This is a genomic window from Streptomyces sp. NPDC059455 (genome assembly GCF_042750115.1).
In the GTDB taxonomy this organism is placed as follows: domain Bacteria; phylum Actinomycetota; class Actinomycetes; order Streptomycetales; family Streptomycetaceae; genus Streptomyces; species Streptomyces endocoffeicus.
This window is the reverse complement of sequence record NZ_JBHYVB010000160.1, coordinates 6,377-27,353: the sequence shown is the minus strand read 5'-3', so window position 1 is coordinate 27,353 and position 20,977 is coordinate 6,377. Positions and strand designations below refer to the sequence as shown.

Sequence of the window (20,977 nt, the reverse complement as noted above, 5' to 3'; positions counted from 1 at the left end):
CACCCTCAGGTGGGTGTGGCCGCCTCATATGCCCTGTCCGGTGGTGCTCACCACTCCTCAGCGGTGGTTTCCGCACACCAGCGCCATCGCCGTGTCCAGGTGGCTCCGTCAAAAGCGATTCCAGTGCGTCCCTACCGGTACCAAAACCAATGGGCTGCCCTCACGAGGCAGGCATAGCAGCGGCGTCTCCGACGTCATACACAGGGAACACGGCTCATGTCCTTGCCGACGAGAAGCCGCTCTACCTGTCGGCGCCGGCCCCATCACTGATGACAAGTGGCTCGCGGTGCAGCCAATCCAAGAACGGCTTCGGAGCGAGTTCGCCGATCCGCTTCCGGTATGCATCGAGATCGTCCTCGGTGAGAAAATCCCGACTGTCACCCGACCGCCCGCTGCGGAAGAACTTCACCGGATCCTTGAGTATTTCGGTATCAGGCGCCAGCCGCTCCGCGTGACTCTTCATCTCGTCGAACGTCGCGGCCTTCACCAGATCGGGCCAGACCGACTCGTTCACCGTTATGCCCAGCCACTCGGCCAGCGCCGCCATCTGGCTGGCGAGGTCGGCGCACAAGTCGACGTAGTGCAGGAGCCGCACATTCGGCTGCGTCCGCCGTTCCCACGCGTCATAGAGGTGGTGGACCGTCAGGTGCAGGCTCCCAGGAACTGCTATTCCCTGGTCGTCGGTCGGCTGAGGCAGACACCAATACCGCAGCCACTCACGCGCCGACGGGAGCGGTGCGGAAACCGGCCGGGACCGTGAGTCTGAGCCGTCTTGGAAGGCGCGCATCCGCTTGACGTCGATGTTGGCGGATTGATGGTAGAGGGACAGCGCCCGGTCGAGAGGATGCCTGGCGACCACGATATAGCTGACGCGCGGATCGAGCGGTAGACCGTCGAGTGGCGTGTGCGTCTTGATGACACGGCGGTGCTTCTGTTCGGCGAAGCGCGCATAGACCTCCTCCTGCGGTGTGCGCAGTTGGTCCAACCATGGTGACAGGACTTCCAGCGGCTGCGGAAGGTCAGGCGTCTGGAAGATGAGCAACGCACACATCATCTGCACCCACGTCGTACCCGACTTCGGCGGGGTGCTGACGACGATATCACCGTCACGCAACGGAAATTCGTCCCAGCGGACGCTGTCGTGTTCCGACGACCGATATCGGCGCAGTGCTTCTGTCATCATCGCCCCCTGGCCGCGCTGAGGACGCCACTCAGCGCTGATTCATTGCGACGGGCTGGAACGTGAGTATCATTCCACTTTGCGAGGCGGCCGACGATCGACCGGAGCATGGCGCGAAGAACGAGGTGGGGGAGTGGTTCGGAACCATACTCCATTGGGGCAGGGCCTTGAATACGCATGGCAACATTCCTCGTAGGCGTACAGAACGAACGGACACGGCCCCAACCTGTCGTTCTCGTGGTGGCGAAACATCCGCGATCACCACAGTTACGGCCGGACCGGACGTGAGGTGTTCCCACCAGGGCGGCGGCACCGCTGATAGAACACCGAAACCACCGGATGGAGGCCGGCGTCAGCGCAGTGGTACGCCTTGTCTGCGCGGAGTTTGCCAGGACGCCGACGGCGCCGCACGCGCCGGGAACTCCCCGCTCATCACGTGAAGGGTCTAGTGGTGTGTGGTCGCTGCGGCTGCCGGAGAAGCACATCGCGCTGGTCGAGGACATCCCTGATCTGGGGTGGGTATGCCGGTCGCAATTCTGGACGGTGTCAGTCCGGTTCCCGTTCCGGCGATTCAGTCGGTTCCGGCCAAACCGAACTCCTTCGCGATCGCTTCCCATATCTTCCGTACGGACTCCTGGTCCGACAGCAAGTCGTAGTGGCTTGAGTCGAGCTTGTGCTCGCGGACGGTGCCGGTCACGTAGGGCTGCCACCATTCCGCCTTCCTCTCAGGCCCCGTGCTGATCAACAACGCGTCGCCTGCGAATTCCCGCTCCTTGTGGCCGCGGGCGATGTTCTCGTTGTTCCGTACGATCTCCAGATAGGCCTCGTGCTCTTCTCCCGTGAGTATCTGGACCATCCGCTCGTAGTCCTTGGCATGTTGCTCGTCCTCTTCTTGAGAGGGCGGCCGTGCCGCGGGGTGGGAGTCCAGAATGACCAGGGCGGCCACCTCCTCTCCCGCCTCCTGGAGTTGAACGGCCATCTCGTGGACGACATTGCCGCCGAAGGACCAGCCGAGCAGGTAGTACGGACCCGTGGCCTGGACGGCGCGCATCTCGGCTACATAGTCGGCGGCCATCTCCGCCAGCGAACCGGGTACCGGGATCTCGTCGCCGACGAGGCCGCGCGGTCGTATGGCGTAGAGCGGGTAGCGGGGGGGCACGTGGTTGGCCAGCCAGCCGTACTCCCATCCCAGGCCCAGCCCCGCGTGCACACAGAAGAAGGGCGGGTGGTCATCGCCGGAGCGCAAGGGAAGCAGTATGCCCCGGCTCCCCTGCAACCCCGACTGTTCCAGCCGCGCAGCCAGGCCGGCGACCGTCGGCGTCTCGAACACCGCCCGGACCGGCAGCTCCACACCCAGCACCGCGCGGATCCGGCTCACCAGCCGCATCGCCAGCAGCGAGTGCCCGCCCAGGGCGAAGAAGTCATCGTCAACCCCCACCCGCTCCACACCCAGCACCTGCCCGAACACCGCGCTCAGGACGTCCTCGCGCACGCTCGCCGGGCCACGGCCCCCGCCCGTGTCGGAGGCGTAGTCCGGTGCCGGCAGAGCGGCGCGGTCCACCTTGCCGTTCACCGTCAGCGGCAGCCGCTCCAGCACCACAACCGCCGACGGCACCATGTACTCCGGCAACCGAGCCGCCACCAGCATCCGGAGCTCCTCGGCCAGACGGGTTCCAGCGCCATCAGTCTCGACGCCGTTACCGAGGGCATCTGCTGCCTCACGGGTCCCGTCCGCTCCCTCGGTCGCTTCCGGTACGGCGTAGGCGACCAGGCGTTTGTCGGCAGCGCCCTCCCCGTGGGCGACGACGAGAGCCTGCGCGACGTCTTCATGCCCGGCCAACACCGCCTCGATCTCACCCGGCTCCACCCGGAAACCCCGAATCTTCACCTGATCGTCGGCACGCCCCACGAACTCCAACACCCCCGCCCGGTTCCAGCGCACCACATCCCCGGTCCGATACATCCGCGCACCAGCCCCCTCGAACGGACACGCCACAAACCGGTCCGCGGTCAGGCCCGGACGGTTCACATACCCCCGGGCCAACCCCGCACCCGCCACATACAGCTCCCCCGCCACCCCCACCGGCACCGGAGCCAACCGCTCGTCCAGCACATACAGGCGCGTATTGTCCAACGGGCGCCCGATCGGGAGGGTATCCGCTATCTGCTCAACGTCAGTGAGCGGAATCTGTGTGGCGATCAGCGTCGCCTCGGTCGGGCCGTAGGTGTTGCGAACAGTTGTCCCGGGCACGGCGCGCAGCACCCGACGGACAGCGCCCGCGGGCACCACGTCACCGCCGGTGCTCACCTCGGTGACGCCGTCGAAGGCGGTGGGGTCTTCCTCGGCGATCACGCGGAACAGTCCGGCAGTCAGGTGCACATGGGTCAGGCTGTGCTCGGTGATCAGTGACCGTAGCAGCTCGGCGTCGAAGCGGCCCGTCGGGGCGAGGACCACCTGCTCGCCGCCCAGTAGCGTCACCCACAGCTCGTAGACGGACGCGTCGAACGTGTGCGGAGACCGCATCAGGACCCGCTGGGGTTCGGGTGTCTTCCAGCCCCGGTCGGCGGCGAAGTCGACCACATCCCGGTGGGTGATGACGACGCCCTTGGGGGTGCCGGTGGATCCGGAGGTGTAGATGGCGTAGGCCGGGTGATCCGGCGTGAGAGGACCGGCCAGTTCGTCCGGTGCGAGGGGGCTGGCGTCCAGGTCGGACACCACCTCCCGCACCGCCGGCTCATCCACCACGATCGGCTCCGGCGCGCACTCCCAGCCGCTCGCCCCCGCCTCGCCCAGTCTGTCACGCATCGCCGCCGCGGTCAGCACGGCCACCGGGGCGGCATCGGCCAGCATGCCCGCGATACGGGCAGCCGGATAGTCCGGGTCGACCGGCACATACGCACCACCGGCCTTCAGCACCGCCAGCAGCGCCACAACCAACTCCACCGACCGGTCCATCACCACCGCGACCAACGACTCGGGACCCACACCCAGGCCGATCAGATGCCGGGCCAACCGGTTGGACGCCATCTCCAATTCCCCGTAGGACACCTGCTGACTGTCCCAGACCACAGCAACGGCGCCCGGAGTGCGCCTGGCCTGCGCGCCGAACAGCTCCGGCACCGTGGCCACCGGCACCGCACGGTCCGTGTCGTTCCACTCCGTGACAATCCGCCACCGCTCGGCGGCATCCAGCAGATCGATACCGTGCACAGGCCGACCCGGATCGGCTACGACCACCTCCAGCACCCGCACCAACCAGGCGCCCAAAGCCCGCACCGTCACCTCGTCGAAAAGATCCGCCGCATACACGATCTCACCGACCAACCCAGCCGGCCGCCCCTGCCCGTCGAACCGCTCGACCACATCGACCTGCAGATCGAACTTGGCCACCGGCAGATCACCCGGACCGGCCTCAACCTCCACGCCCGGCAGATCCACCATCGCCTCAGGCACGTTCTGCACCTCCAGCATCACCTGAAACAGCGGATGCCGAGCCATCGAACGGAACGGAGCCAACTCCTCCACCAGCCGCTCGAACGGCACCTCCTGATGCTCGAACGCCCCCAGCGCAGCCCGCCGCACCCGCCCCAGCACCTCAGCGAACGACGGATCCCCCGACACGTCCGTCCGCACCACCAACGTATTCACAAAGAACCCGACCAGATCCTCCAGCGCATCGTCCGTCCGGCCCGCCACCGGACTACCGATCGGAATGTCCTGTCCTGCCCCCAACCGCGACAACAACACCGCCATCGCGGCGTGCCACACCATGAACATCGTCACGCCCTGCTCACGCGCCAGCCCCGCCAACCGCTCATGCAACTCAGCAGACAGATCCAGAGGAACCGTCCCACCCCGGTGACTGGGCACCCGCGGCCGGCGGCGGTCCACCGGTAGAATCAACTCCTCCGGCGCATCCTGTAGTTCGGCCTTCCAGTACGCCACCTGTTCGGCCATGACGCTGTCCGGATCCCCGGCGTCACCCAGCAGTTCCCCCTGCCAGAGCGTGTAGTCCGCATACTGCACCGGCAACGGCTCCCACTCCGGCACACGTTCCGCACACCGCGCCGCATAGGCCACCGACAGATCCCGCCACAACGGCCCCATCGACCACCCGTCAACAGCGATGTGATGCATGACGAGGCAGAGAATCCACTCGTCGCCATCGGCATTCTCGCCCTGCGGAGGCGACTGCGACACCGTGGCGAACAGTTCGGCTCGTACCGGCAGTTCGGCGGCGAGGTCGAAGGTGTGATGGGCGAGCCGTTCGATCCGCCTCGGCAGCTCCTCGGCGGTGACGGTGGTGAGGGGCAGATCTACCACAGCCTCGTCCGCGGGCATGATCCGCTGGTACGGCTCCCCGTCCACCTGGGAGAAGCACGTCCGCAGACTCTCGTGCCGCGCCACCACATCCCCCAACGCCGCCCGCAACGCCGCCACGTCCAACCGCCCCGACAACCGCGGCGAGAGGGAAATATTGTAGGTGGAGTTCGGACCCTGCAAGCGGTCCAGGAACCACAACCGGCGCTGCGCGAACGACAACGGCACCATTTCGGGACGCGCACCCGCCACCACCGTCGCCCGCAGGGCCGCACCACCCGACTTACCCAGCCGTCGGGCCAACTCCCGGACCGTCGGCGTCTCGAACACCCCCCGGACCGGCAGCTCCACACCCAGCACCGCGCGGATCCGGCTCACCAGCCGCATCGCCAGCAGCGAGTGCCCGCCCAGGGCGAAGAAGTCATCGTCAACCCCCACCCGCTCCACACCCAGCACCTGCCCGAAGACCCCACACAACAACTCCTCACGCAGATCGGAGGGGCCACGCCCGGCGCCCGCCACAGCCGCGAAGTCCGGCTCCGGCAAGGCAGCCCGGTCCACCTTGCCGTTCACCGTCAGCGGCAGCCGCTCCAGCACCACAACCGCCGACGGCACCATGTGCTCCGGCAACCTGTCGACCACGTGGCCCTGCAACGCGCCCGCCAAGCTCGCATCCGCCACACCAGAAGCCGGGGTCACGTAGGCAGCCAGGCGCTTGTCGGCAGCGCCCTCCCCGTGGGCGACGACGACAGCCTGTGCGACGTCTTCATGCCCGGCCAACACCGCCTCGATCTCACCCGGCTCCACCCGGAAACCCCGGATCTTCACCTGATCGTCGGCACGCCCCACGAACTCCAACACCCCCGCCCGGTTCCAGCGCACCACATCCCCGGTCCGATACATCCGCGCACCAGCCCCCTCGAACGGACACGCCACAAACCGGTCCGCGGTCAGGCCCGGACGGTTCACATACCCCCGGGCCAACCCCGCACCCGCCACATACAGCTCCCCCGCCACCCCCACCGGCACCGGAGCCAACCGCTCGTCCAGCACATAGGCCCGGGTGTCGGCCAGCGGGCGCCCGATGGGGATGTCGCCCCCGTCGCCGACGTCGGCCTCGGTGACCGGGTGGGTGTGGGTGTAGGTGGTGCTCTCCGTCGGGCCGTACCCGTTGATGAGCCGGGTGCCCGGCAGGGCTTCGAGAAGGGTCCGGCACTGCGGTACCGAGAGCACGTCCCCACCGGTGAGGAGGGCGCGGACGCCTCGCAGTGCCTCGACGTCGATGTCCACCACCTGGTGCAACAGCCCCGTGGGCAGCACCGCGACGGTGACCCGGTGGCCGGTCAGGAAACGGCCGAGGGCGGCCACGGACGGCGTCCCGGCGGGGCCGACCGCGAGTGTCGCCCCGTTGACCAGGGCGATCCACATCTCGAAGGTGGTGCAGTCGAACGACACCGAGGCGAGGTGCGCCACGACGTCACCGGGACGTACATCGGCGTACCCGGCCGGACGCACGAGGCGGTCGATCCCCCGGTGGCTGACCGTGACTCCCTTGGGGGCGCCGGTGGAGCCCGAGGTGTAGATGACATAGGCGGCCTGGTCAGGACGCGGCGGTGCGGCACGGTCCAGCCGGGTGAGCGGGCCGTCGTCCTCGCCGGCCACCGCCGCCCGCACCGCCGGATCGTCCAGCGTGACCCGGTCCGGGCCTGACTCCGGGTCGAGGGGGCCCGAGTCGGACTGGTCGAGTCGGCCGGCGAAGGACGCGGTGGTGACCAGGGCGACCGGCGCCGCGTCGGCCACCATGAGACCGATGCGACCGATGGGGTACGACGGGTCGATCGGCAGATAGGCGCCCCCGGCCTTCAGCACCGCCAGCAGCACGGCGACCCTCTGGGGCGAGCGGTCCATCACCACCGCGACCACGGACTCGGGGCGTACCCCGTGGGCGATCAGGTGCCGGGCGAGGCGGTTGGATTCCGCGTCGAGCTGCGCATACGTCATCCGCTCGTCGCCGCGGACCAGCGCGACGGCGTCGGGGGTGCGGGCGGCCTGCGCGCCGAACAGCTCGGGCACGGTGGCCGCGGGTTCCGGACGCGCCGTGTCGTTCCACTCGGTCAGGATCCGCCGCCGCTCGTCGGCGTCGAGCGGGTCGATTCCGTGAAGGGACCGGTGGGGGTCGGCCGCGGCCGTGCGCAGGATGTGGACCAGCCGGGTGGCGAGCGTCTCGGCCGTGGCCCGGTCGAAGAGATCGGAGGCGTAGGTGATCCCGCCGTTCAGACCGGCCGGCCGACCCTGGTCGTCGAAGCGCTCTTCGACGTGGAAGTCGAGATCGAACTTGGCCATGGAGACCTCGGAGGGCCGGGCCTCGACGTCCAGGCCCGGCAGGTCGATCGTCGCCTGGGGAACGTTCTGCACCGCCAGCATGACCTGGAACAGCGGGTGCCTGGCCAGCGAGCGGACCGGGGCCAGCTCCTCCACCAGCCGCTCGAACGGCACCTCCTGGTGCTCCAGCGCACCCAGCGCACTCTGCCGCACCCGCCCCAGCAGCTCGGCGAAGCTCGGGTCACCGGACAGGTCGGTGCGCACCACCAGCGTGTTCACGAAGAACCCGACCAGGTCCTCCACCGCCTGATCGTTCCGCCCGGCGACCGGGCTGCCGATCGGGATGTCCTTACCCGCGCCCAGCTTGGACAGCAGCACCGCCAGGGCGGCCTGCCACACCATGAACATCGTCACACCCTGCCGGGCCGCCAGTTCCGCCAACTGGGCGTGCAGGTCGGCCCGCAGGGTCAGCGGCACCCAGCCACCGCGGTGACTGGCCGCCGCGGGCCGCCGCCGGTCCACCGGAAGCTCCAACTCCTCAGGGGCACCGCGCAGTTCGGTCTTCCAATAAGCCACCTGACCGGCCAGCACACTGTCCGGATCCGCCGGATCGCCGAGCATCCCCTGCTGCCACAGCGCGTAGTCCGCGTACTGCACCGGCAGCGGCTCCCAGCCCGGCGCACGCCCGGCGCGGCGGGCGGCGTAGGCGGCCGACAGGTCCCGCAGCAGCGACCCCATGGACCAGCCGTCGCCCGCGATGTGGTGGACGACCAGCACCAGCACCCAGTCGCCTGTGACCACCGACCCGGCATCGGGTGACGGCTGGTCAGTGCCCGAGGTGAACAGCGTGGCGCGCAGAGGCGGCTCGCCCGCCAGGTCGAAGGCGTGCGAGCACGCCCGGTCGATCCGCGCCTCCAGCTCGTCGGCGGCGACCGCGACCACCGGCAGATCCACGCCCGCCTCGGCGACGGACAAGACCTCCTGGTACGGCTCCCCCTCCACCTGCGGGAAGCGCGTCCGCAGACTTTCGTGCCGGGCCACCACATCGCCCAACGCCGCCCGCAGCGCCGAGATGTCCAGCCGTCCCGACAACCGCAACGCCAGCGGAATGTTGTACAAGGCGCTCGCGCCCTCGAGCCGGTCCACGAACCACAACCGCCGCTGGGCGTAGGAGAGCGGCAGCACCCGCGGACGCGGCCCGGCCACCACCGCCGACCGCGCCGGCACACCACCGGCCCGCTCCAGCCGCGCCGCCAGACCGGCCACGGTCGGCGCCTCGAACACCGCCGGGACCGGAACCTCCAGGCCCATGACCGCCCGGATCCGGCTGACCAACCGCACGGCCAGCAGCGAATGCCCGCCCAGCGCGAAGAAGTCGTCCTCCACAGTGACCCGGGGCACGTCGAGTACCTGGGCGAACACCGAGCACAAAATCTCCTCGTACACGGTGGCCGGTCGCCTGCCCGGTCCCGTGCCGGTGCCGGACGCGTGGTGCGGCGCGGGCAGCGCGGCACGGTCGACCTTGCCGTTCACCGTCAGTGGCAGCCGCTCCAGCACCACTACCGACGGCACCATGTACTGCGGCAGCCGACTCGCCGTGAAGTCCCGCGCCACCGCGCCGAATCCCGCGTCCGCCTCGCCGTGGGTGAGGACGACATAGGCGGCGAGGTACTTGTCACCGGGGGTGTCCTCGCGGCCGATGACGACCGCCTGGGCCACCTGCTCGTGCTGGGCCAGCACCGCCTCGACCTCACCCGGCTCGACGCGGAAGCCACGGATCTTCACCTGGTCGTCCGCCCGGCTCACGAACTCCAGCTGACCGTCACGGTTCCAGCGCACCACGTCACCCGTCCGGTACATGCGCCCACCGCCGCCTTCGAACAGGCAGGCCACAAACCGCTCACCGGTCAGCCCCGGACGGTTCAGATACCCTCGGGCCAGCCCGGCGCCGGCGATGTACAGCTCACCGGCCACCCCCGCCGGCACGGGGTTGAGGAATTCGTCGAGCACGTACATCCGCGTGTTGTCCAGCGGATACCCGACCGGCACGACATCCCCGATCGCCTTGGGGTCCTGGATCGGGATCTGGGTACCGATGACGGTCACCTCGGTCGGACCGTAGGTGTTGCGGACCGTGATCGAGGGCACGGCCTCCAGCACCTGCCGTACCGCCGCGGTGGGGACCACGTCCGCGCCGGTGAACACCTCGTGCAGCCCGGCGAAGGCGGTGGGGTCCTCCTCGGCGATCACCCGGAACAGACCCGCGGTCAGCTGGACGTGGGTCAGCTCGTGGTCGCCGACCAGCGACCTGAGCAGCGCCGCGTCGATCCGGCCCCGGGGGGCGACGACCACCTGTCCACCGGTCAACAGCCGTACCCACAGCTCGAGGGTGGAACCGTCGAAGGTGTGCGGCGCGGCGAACAGGCCCCGGGCCTGCCCAGGGAAGTGCCAGCAGCGGTCACCGGCAAGTTCCACCACGTCCCGGTGGGTGGTCGCGATGCCCTTGGGCTCACCCGTCGATCCGGAGGTGAACATCACGTACGCCAACTGGTCGGGCATGACCCGCACCGGTACGGCCGCGTCCGGCGCATCGGCCCACGCGGTCTCCGCCTCGTCCGCGTCGGCCACGACCACCGTGCCGGCGTGCTCCCGCACGGTCGGCGCGTACACCTGGTCGACCAGGCACACATCCACGTCGGCCTGGAGCAGCACCTGCCCGATGCGCTGGGCCGGCTGGCCGGGATCGACGGGCACATACACGCCGCCGGCCTTCATCACCGCCAGCAGAGCGGTCACGAGGTCGATCGACCGGTCCATGACCACCCCGACGAGGGACTCGGGGGCCACCCCACGGTCGATCAGATGCCGGGCGAGACGATTGGACCGGGCCTCCAGTTCGCCGTACGAGACCCGCTCCTCGCCGGACGCCAAGGCAATCGTCTCAGGGGCACGGGTGGCGTGCGCGGTGAACAACGCCGGTACCGTGACGGCGGCCGGGCGGCGGTCGCCGTTCCATTCCGTCAGCAGTTGCCGCCGCTCGGCGGGGTCCAGCAGGTCCAGGCGGCTGATGGGACGGGCAGGGCCGGCGGTGACGGTCTTCAGGAGCCGGATCAGCCGGGTGACCAGCGTCTCAGCCGTGGCCTGGTCGAACAGGTCGGTGGCGTACGTGAGCCCGCCGAGCAGGCCGTCCGGCCGCCCCTGTCCGTCGAACCGCTCGACGACTTGGAAGTCGAGGTCGAGCTTGGCCATGGTGGCCTCGCCCGGGTGGGCTTCGACGTCCAGGCCCGGCAGGTCGATCGTCGCCTGGGGAACGTTCTGCACCGTCATGGTGACCTGGAACAGCGGGTGCCTGGACAGCGAGCGGGCCGGGGCCAGCTCCTCCACCAGCCGCTCGAACGGCACCTCCTGGTGCTCCAGCGCGCCCAGCGCCGTCTGCCGCACCCGCCCCAGCAGCTCGGCGAAGCTCGGGTCGCCGGACAGGTCGGTGCGCACCACCAGCATGTTCATGAACAACCCGACCAGGTCCTCCACCGCCTGGTCGGTCCGTCCGGCGATCGCGCTGCCGATCGGGATGTCCTTACCCGCGCCCAGCTTGGACAGCAGCACCGCCAGGGCGGCCTGCCACACCATGAACATCGTCACGCCCTCGGCACGGGCCAGCTCCGCCAGGTCGGCATGGAGTTCCGGCGGAACGTCGATCACCGCCCAGCCGCCCCGGTGACTGGCCGCCGCGGGCCGCCGCCGGTCCACCGGAAGCTCCAACTCCTCAGGCACGCCTCGCAGTTCGGCCTGCCAATAGGCCACCTGACCGGCCAGCACACTGTCCGGATCCGCCGGATCGCCGAGCATCCCCTGCTGCCACAGCGCGTAGTCCGCGTACTGCACCGGCAGCGGCTCCCAGCCCGGCGCACGCCCGGCACACCGCGCCGCGTACGCCACCGACAGATCGCGCCACAGCAGCCCCATCGACCAGCCATCGCCCGCGATGTGATGCACGACCAGCACCAGCACGGACTCACCCGTCACCACCGCCCCGTCATCGGTCGGCGACGGGCCGGCGGCAGAGGTGAACAGCATGGCGCGCAGGGGCAGCTCGCTCGCGAGGTCGAAGACGTGCGAGCACGCCCGGTCGATCCGCGCCTCCAGCTCGTCGGCGGCGACCGCGACCACCGGCAGATCCACGCCCGCCTCGGCAACAGACACGATCTCCTGGTACGGCTCCCCCTCCACCTGCGGGAAGCGCGTCCGCAGACTTTCGTGCCGCGCCACCACATCGCCCAACGCCGCCCGCAGCGCCGAGATGTCCAGCCGTCCCGACAACCGCAACACCAGCGGAACGTTGTACAAGGCGCTCGCGCCCTCGAGCCGGTCCACGAACCACAACCGCCGCTGGGCATAGGAGAGCGGCAGCACCCGCGGACGCGGCCCGGCCACCACCGCCGACCGCGCCGGCACACCACCGGCCCGCTCCAGCCGCGCCGCCAGACCGGCCACGGTCGGCGCCTCGAAAAGGGCGCGGACGGGCAGTTCGACCCCCAGCACGGTGCGGATCCGGCTGGCCAGCCGCACCGCTTGGAGCGAATGTCCGCCCAGTTCGAAGAAACTGTCGTCGACCCCGACCTGCGGCACGCCCAGCACCTGGGCGAAGACCTGGCGCAGAAGGTCCTCGCGCACCGTGGCCGGTCGCCTTCCCGGTGCCGTGCCGGATCGGGACTCAGGGGCGGACAGGGCGGCGGAGGCGGATTCCGCCTGCTCTTCCGCCCGGCGCACGAGCTCCAGCTGACCGGCGCGGTTCCACCGCACCACGTCCCCGGTGCGATACATCCGGGCACCGGGTTCCTCAAACGGACAGGCCACGATCTGCTCGGCGCCCGGACTTGGGCGGTACCGTTCCGCACGGGCGAGCCCGGCACCCGCTATGTACAGCTCACCGGCCACACCCGGCGGCACCGGTTCGAGAAAGGCATCCAGGACGTAGACACGCGTGTCGCCCGACGAATCTGCGATCGGTACGCGCTCCCCACCGGGTACCGGCGTCGCGGCGTCATTCCACTCTGTCAGGATCTGCTTTCGCTCCGCGGCATCCAGCAGGTCGATTCCACGGATGGGCCGACGGGGGTCATCGACGACCGCCCGCAGGACCCGGATCAGCCGGGTGACGAGCATGTCCACCGTGGCCTGGTCGAACAGATCGGTGGCATACGTGATGCCGCCGTCCAGACCGGCCGGCAGACCCAGCGCGTCGAAACGCTCGATGACCTCGAGGTCCAGGTCGAACTTGGCGCCCTGTGCCCCGGACGGCATGACGCCGACCTCGACCCCGGGCAGGTCGAGCGCTACGTCCGGGACGTTGTGCAGCGTCAGGGCGACCTGGAACAGCGGGTGCCTGGCCATGGAACGGGCCGGGGACAGCTCCTCCACCAGCCGCTCGAACGGCACCTCCTGGTGCTCCAGCGCGCCCAGAGCAGACCGCCGCACCCGCCCCAGCACCTCGGCGAAGGTCGGATCACCGGACAGGTCGGTGCGTATCACCAGCGTGTTCACGAAGAACCCGGCCAGATCCTCCAGGGCCTGATCGTTGCGCCCGGCCACCGGGCTGCCGATGAGGATGTCCTCCCCCGCGCCCAGCCTGGACAGCAGCACCGCCACCGCGGCCTGCCACACCATGAACATCGTCACGCTCTCAGCACGGGCCAGCTCCGCCAGCTCCGTGTGCAGTTCCGCAGGCATCTGGAAGGTGGCCAGCCCACCCCGGTGGCCGGCCTCCACAGGTCGCGGCCGGTCCACCGGCAAAGCCAGTTCCTCCGGCGCCCCGGCCAGCGCCTTCCGCCAGTACGCCAGCTGGCCGACCAGCACGCTGTCCGGATCGTCCACCTCGCCCAGCAACTTCCGCTGCCACAGCGTGTAGTCCGCGTACTGCGCCGGCAACGGCTCCCAGCCCGGCGCGCGCCCCCCACAGCGCGCCGCGTACGCCAGCGACAGATCCCGCCACAGCAGCCCCATCGACCACCCGTCGGCCGCGATGTGGTGCACGACCAGCACCAGCACGGACTCACCCGTCACCACCAGGCCGTCCTCCGGCGGTGGCTGGTCCGAGTCGAGCGCGAACAGGGCGGCCCGCACAGGCAGTTCGGCCGCCGCGTCGAAGGCATGGGAGGACGCCCGGTCGATCCGCGCCGCCAGCTCGTCAGCGGCGGCGACCGGGATCAGAGGCAGGGCGACACTCGCCTCGGCGACAGGCACGATCTCCTGGTACGGCTCCCCCTCCACCTCCGGAAAGCGCGTCCGCAGACTCTCGTGCCGCGCCACCACATCGGCCAGCGCCGCGCGCAACGCCGCCACGTCCAGCCGCCCGGACAACCGCAGCACCAGCGGAACGTTGTACAGCGCGCTCGCGCCTTCGAGACGATCCAGGAACCACAACCGGCGCTGGGCGTACGACAGCGGCAACACCGGCGGACGTGGTCCGGCCACCACCGCGGGCCGCGCTTCATCGCCACCGGCCCGCTCCAGCCGTGCGGTCAGGCCGGCCACGGTCGGCGTCTCGAACAGCGCCCGCACCGGCACCTCCGCACCGAAGACCGCGCGGATCCTGCTGACCAGCCGCACCGCGAGCAGTGAATGCCCGCCCAGGGAGAAGAAGTCGTCCTCGGCCCCGACCCGGGACAGGCCCAGCACCTGTGCGAAGAGCGAGCACAGGAGCTCCTCGCGCATGGTGACGGGCCTCCGTCCCACGTCGGAGGCGTAGTCCGGCACCGGGAGGGCGGCCCGGTCGAGCTTGCCGTTCACCATCAGTGGCAGCCGCTCCAGCACCACGATCGCCGACGGCACCATGTACTCCGGCAGCCTGCCCGCGAGGTACCCGCGTACCGCCGACTCCAGCCCTTGGCCGGCGGCCGTGCCGGGGTCACCGGCGGGGACGAGGTAGGCCGTCAGACGCTTGTCACCGGGAGTGTCCTCACGGACGATAACCACAGCCCGCGCCACCCGCTCGTGCCCGGCCAGCACCGCCTCGACCTCACCCGGCTCGATCCGGAAACCGCGGATCTTCACCTGGTCGTCAGCGCGGCCGATGTAAAGGAGCTGGCCGTCGGCGGTCCAGCGCACCTTGTCGCCGGTGCGGTACATGCGCCCTCCCTGCCCGCCATCGGGCTGAGAGTGGCTCCCGGCCGCCGGGCCGGAGGAGAGGGCCCCAGCCGCCCCGCGGAACGGATCGGCCACGAACCGCTCGGCGGTGAGCCCTGGGCGGTTCAGGTAACCCCGGGCGACACCGGCGCCGGAGACGTAGAGGTCGCCGACCACCCCCACCGGTACGGGCGCGAGGTGTTCATCGAGGACATAGACGCTGGTATTGGGAAGCGGCCGGCCGATGCACGGCAGGTCACCGGGGCGCAGCGGGCCCGCGGAGGCCGCGATCACGGTGATCTCGGTCGGTCCGTACGCGTTGCCGAACCAGCGGTCGGCGCCCCACCGGTCGACGAGTTCGGAGCCCAGTGCCTCACCCGCGACCAGCAGGGTCCGTACGGAAGCCAGTTCGGCCTCGGTCTCGACCATGCCGAGGACGGTGGGCGGGAGCTGCATGTGCGTGACGGCGTGCCGGGCGACCACACCGGCCAGTCCGGCTCCGGGCAGCAGTTGCTCGGCCGGTGCCACCACCAGGCATGCCCCCGCGGCGAACGCCATCATGATCTCCCAGGTCGCGACGTCGAAGCCGATCGACGCGAACTGCAGCAGCCGGCTGTCGGAGTCCAGGTCCGGCCAGCGGTCGGCCATGAGGTTCACGGCATTCGCGTGCGGTACCACGACGCCCTTGGGCGTCCCGGTGGAGCCGGAGGTGTAGATCACATAGGCGGCGTGGTCCGGACGCAGGGGGGCGATCCGGTCGGCCTGGGTGAGTGCGCGCGAGTCCTGGCCGGCCACCGTCGCCCGGACCGCCGGGTCGTCCAGCGTGATCCACTGCGGGCCGGTCTCCGGCCCGTGCCCGTCCGCCTGGGGCTCACGCAGTCGGCCGGCGATCGCCGTGGTGGTGAGCAAGGCGACCGGGGTGGCGTCGGCGCACATGAAGGCGACGCGGTCGGCGGGCTGGCCGGGGTCGATGGGAAGATAGGCACCACCGGCCTTCACCACCGCCAGCAGCGCGGTGATCAGGTCGGGTGAGCGCTCCATCACCACCGCGACCAGGGACTCCGGCCCCACTCCGCGCGTGATCAGATACCGGGCGAGGCGGTTGGAACGCGCCTCCAGCTCGGCGTAGGACAGCCGCACGTCTTCGTAGGCCAGAGCGTCGGCGTCGGGGGTGCGGGTGGCCTGGGCGGTGAACATGTCCGCCAGCGTGGTGACGGGCACCGGGCGGGCGGTGTCGTTCCACTCCGTCAGGATCCGCTGCCGCTCGGCCGCGGGGAGGACGTCGATGTGCTCGAGTGGGGTGTCCGGATGCTGTTCCAGAGCGCTGATCAGGTTTTCGGTGGTGGTATGCAGCAGGCGGGTGATCAGCTCCGGGTCGATCGCCGCAGCCACCTGCACCCCGAAGGCGAAGTCGTAGCCGCTGTCGTCCACGGACACAACCAGGGGGTAGTTGGTCCGGTCCCAGGAGCCGAGGACCTCGGTCCCGTGTGGCTTCGGCGCCACCCAGTCGCCGCTGAAGAAGTGCCGGTAGTTCAGCAGGGCGGTGAACAGCGGAGCCGGGGCGCGGACGCCGCTGGCCCGCTGGGCGACGGCCAGTGAGGCGTGTTCGTGCACGATCAGGTCGGCCAGCTGAGTCTGCATCGAGCGCATCGCGTCCCGCACACCGATGCCGCTGCCGGTGCGCGCGCGCACCGGCAGCGTATTGATGAACAGCCCCGGGACACGGTCGGCACCCGCTCCGGCGTTCATCCGTCCGAACAGCACGGTGCCGAACACCACGTCGTCGCGGGCGGACACCGACGCCAGGACGCGGGCCCACACGGTATGGAACACCGTCGCGGGGCTCACCCCCAGCAGGCTGGCCTGCTGCCGCAACCGCACCGCCAGCCGCCCGTCCACCGGCAGACGGGCTTCCCTGACAGCCGTACCGTCCCCATGCACGTCCACCAGCCCGAACGGAGCCGTCGGCTCGGCCACGTCCCCCAGCAACCCCGCGAAGTACCGCTCGTGCTCAGCCGGAGGTATTCCCATCCGTGCCTGCGCCACGAACGTGCGGAACGGCAAGGGCACCGGAAGTTGGTCCCCTCGCCCGTCCAGGACCACCTGCACCTCGTCCAGCACCACATCCAGGGCGGTGTGATCCTGCACGAGATGGTGGAACTGCAACACCCCACGCCAGCGTTCACCGTCCGGCTCGGCCGCGACACACATCCGCAGCAACGGACGCCGGCCGATATCCATCGCCGAACCGCTCGCGGCCAGCAACTCCCGCACCGCATCGGAGGCTCCGGCGTCCAGGGTGATTTCCTGAACAGGGAGCCGGGCTTCGCGGAGTACCACCTGGACCGGCTCCCGCAAGCCTTCCCACAGGAACACCGTCCGGAATGTGTCGTGCCGGTCCACGACCGTCTGGAAAGCGTCCACGTACCGGTCCAGACGGGCCAGGGAATCAAACTCCAACACGATGGACACGACGTATGCGTCGTTGTTGCTGTCCCGCATGAGGTGGTGGAAGAAGATGCCTTCCTGCAACGGCGCCAGCGGATATATGTCCGCCACGTTCGCCGCCCCACCCGGGACCTGCTCGACGATCCGTTCAATCTCCTCGCCGGTCAGATCGACGAGCGGCAGCATGTCCGGCGTGATCGCCTCCGCCCCCACCGGAATCATGTTCGGCGGGACCGTGACCTCGGACTGACCGGCCACCACGGCCAGACTGGCCACCGTCGGTGCGGTGAACAACGACTGCACGTCAACTGTCAGCGCGCGCTGCCGCAGCCGTTCGACCAACGACACCGCGAGTAGCGAGTGTCCGCCCAGTTCAAAGAAGTTGTCGTCGATGCCCACCTGCGGCAGTCCGAGGACCGCGGCGAACTCCTCGCACAGGATCTCCTCCCGCGGAGTACGCGGCCCGTGCGCCGACACGGACGTGTCAGGCGCCGGCAGCGCCTTCCGGTCCAGCTTCCCGTTCACCGTCAACGGCAGGCCGTCCAGCACCACCACCGCGGACGGCACCATGTACTCGGGCAGGCGTTCACTCGCGTACCTGCGCAATTCACCGGCCAGTGCGCTCATGGGCCCGGATTCGCCGCTCGCCGGAACCACGTACGCCACCAGACGCTTGTCATCGGGCTGATCCTCACGGACCACCACCGCGGTCTGCCCCACCCGTTCGTGGGCGAGCAGCACGGCTTCCACCTCACCCGGCTCGATCCGGAACCCGCGGACCTTGACCTGGTCATCCGCCCGTCCCACGAACTCCAGCCGCCCGCCGCTGGTCCAGCGCACCAGGTCACCGGTCCGGTACATCCGGCCGCCAGCACCCTCAAACGGGCAGGCCGCGAACCGCTCGGCGGTCAGGCCCGGACGGTGCAGATAACCCCGGGCCAGCCCGGCGCCGGCCACGTACAGCTCACCCGCCACGCCCACCGGCACCGGATTGAGGAAGTCGTCGAGGACGTACACCCGAGTGTTGTCCAGCGGGTACCCGATGAGACTGCCCGGGTGTTCCTCGTCCGCCATGGCCGCGTCGAGCCGGAGGTGGCTGACATGCACGGTGGTCTCGGTGATGCCGTACATGTTCACCAGCATCGGCGCCTCACCCCGGTGCCGGGCGTACCACTCCCGCAACCGGCGGAGATCAAGCGCCTCACCGCCGAACACCACCAACCGCAGCGCCAGCTCGGCACCCACCTCGGCATGCTGCCCGTCGGCCTGCACGAGCTGGTAGAACGCCGAAGGAGTCTGGCTGAGCACCGTCACCCGCTCCCGCGCCAGCATGCGCAGGAACTCCCCGGGGGAGCGCGAGATGTCAAACGGAACCACCACCAGGCGCCCGCCGTGCAGCAACGCGCCCCACAGCTCCCACACCGAGAAGTCGAACGCAAAGGAATGGAACCAGGTCCACACGTCCCCACTGTCGAAACCGAACCGCTCCCCCGCCCCCTGCAAAAGGGCCACCACATTCGTATGAGCGACAGAAACACCCTTGGGAGCACCGGTCGATCCAGAGGTATAGATCACATAGGCCGGGTGTTCGGGCCGGAGTGGGGTGCCTCGGTCAGCCTGGACCAGGGCGTGTGCGTCCTGCCCCGCCACCGCGGCCCGCACCGCCGGATCATCCAGCACGACCCACCGCGGCACGGACGGTCCGGCATGTGGTCCTTCCCGGCCCAGGCGACCGGCGACCGCGGCAGTCGTCAGCAACGCGACCGGGGCCGCGTCCGCCACCATCGAGGTGATGCGCTCGGACGGATACTCCGGGTCGACCGGCAGATACGCACCACCCGCCTTCATCACCGCCAGCAGCGCCGTGACCAGCTCGGGCGAGCGGTCCATCGCCACCGCCACCAGCGACTCCGGACCCACACCATGCGCGATCAGGTACCGGGCCAACCGGTTCGACTCCGCCTCCAGTTCGGCGTACGAGACCCGTTCCTCGCCCGATACCACCGCCACGGCCTCAGGAGTGCGAGCGGCCCGCGCGCTGAACAGCTCCGGCACCGTCGCGGCCGCCACCGGGCGCGCGGTGTCATTCCACTCGACCAGCGTCCGCCGGCGTTCGTCGGCGTCCACCACCTCGACACGGTCCAGCCCGATGTCGGGATCGGCGACGAGCTCGCACAGGACGCGGACGAGGCGGGTGACGAAGCCTTCGGCCGTGGCCTGGTCGAACAGGGCGGCGGCATAGATGAGCACGGCCTCCATACCGGCCGGCCGACCCTGGCTGTCGAATCGTTCCATCACCTGGAAGTCCAGGTCGAACTTGGCCAGGGGTATCTCGCCGGGGCGGACCTGGACCGTCAGGCCCGGCAGGTCCAGCGTCCCCTCGGGGGTGTTGTGGAGCGTGACGTTGACCTGGAACAGCGGATGCCGGCCCACCGAGCGGACCGGGGCCAGCTCCTCCACCAGCCGCTCGAACGGCAGGTCCTGGTGGTCCAGTGCGCCCAGGGCCGTCTGCCGCACCCGCCCCAGTACCTCGGCGAAGGTCGGGGCACCGGACAGGTCGGTGCGCACCACCAGCGTGTTCACGAAGAACCCGACCAGATCCTCCAGGTCCTGCTCGGTCCGCCCGGCGACCGGGCTGCCGATCGGGACGTCCTCCCCCGCGCCCAGCTTGGACAGCAGCACCGCCACCGCGGCCTGCCACACCATGAACATCGTCACATCCTGCCGAGCCGCCAGCTCCGCCAACTCGGCGTGCAGTTCGGCCGGCAGGTCGAGTCGCACCAGTCCGCCGTCGTGATCGGCTGTCGCGGGCCGTGGCCGGTCCACCGGCAGGGCCAGTTCCTCCGGCGCCCCGGCCAGGGCCTGCCGCCAGTATGCGAGCTGCCTGGCCCGCACACTGTCCGGGTCGTGTGCCTCACCCAGCAACTCCTGCTGCCACAGGCTGTAGTCGGCGTACTGCACCGGCAACGGCTCCCAGCCCGGCTCACGTCCGGCGCACCGCGCCGCATACGCCTCTGACAGGTCCCGCCACAGCGGGGCCACCGACCACCCGTCGGCCGCGATGTGGTGTACCACCAGCACCAGCACACACTCACCGGTCACCAGCGAGTCGCGGTCCACCGGCGGTTGCCCGGACACCGGCGTGAGCAGTGTGGCCCGCAGGGGGATTTCGGCCGCCAGATCGAAAACGTCCAGGGACGCGCGGGCGATAGCGGATTCCAGCTCGTCGGCAGGGGTGGGAACCAGGGTCAGGTCGACGCTCGCCTCGTCCGGGGGAAGGATCTCCTGGTACGGCTCCCCGGCCAGCTGTGGGAAACGCGTGCGCAGACTCTCGTGCCGGGCCAGGACATCGTCCAGCGCGGCCCGGAGCGCCACGACGTCCAGCCGTCCGGACATCCGCAGCACCAGCGGGATGTTGTAGAGCGCGGTCGGGCCTTCCAGCTGGTCCAGCAACCACATCTGACGCTGCGCATACGACGCGGGGATCACAAGAACTCCTTACGGGCGGGAGCATCCGACGAAGGAAGGAGAACGACTGTGACGGACTTCGGGCAGTCGCGATCCCGACGGCGGTCAGGGAT

2 protein-coding genes are annotated in these 20,977 nt (G+C 69.9%); both read right to left on the bottom strand.

Translation table 11 applies throughout. The features are described from left to right. Positions 1-241 precede the first annotated feature (241 nt). Positions 242-1,183 carry a sulfotransferase domain-containing protein gene (locus ACFXB5_RS39210; RefSeq protein ID WP_385217615.1) on the bottom strand — a complete coding sequence of 314 codons (942 nt, stop codon included), beginning with the start codon at positions 1,181-1,183 and terminating at the stop codon, positions 242-244. A gap of 568 nt (positions 1,184-1,751) precedes the next feature. After that, positions 1,752-20,885 (bottom strand): non-ribosomal peptide synthase/polyketide synthase, encoded by a 19,134-nt coding sequence (locus ACFXB5_RS39205; RefSeq protein WP_385217613.1) that lies wholly within the window; start codon positions 20,883-20,885, stop codon positions 1,752-1,754. Positions 20,886-20,977: the final 92 nt, after the last annotated feature.

What these genes read in the sequence shown, in the direction of transcription:
- ACFXB5_RS39210 (WP_385217615.1), bottom strand. Translation starts at nt 1,183, where the DNA reads ATGATGACAGAAGCACTGCGCCGATATCGGTCGTCGGAACACGACAGC.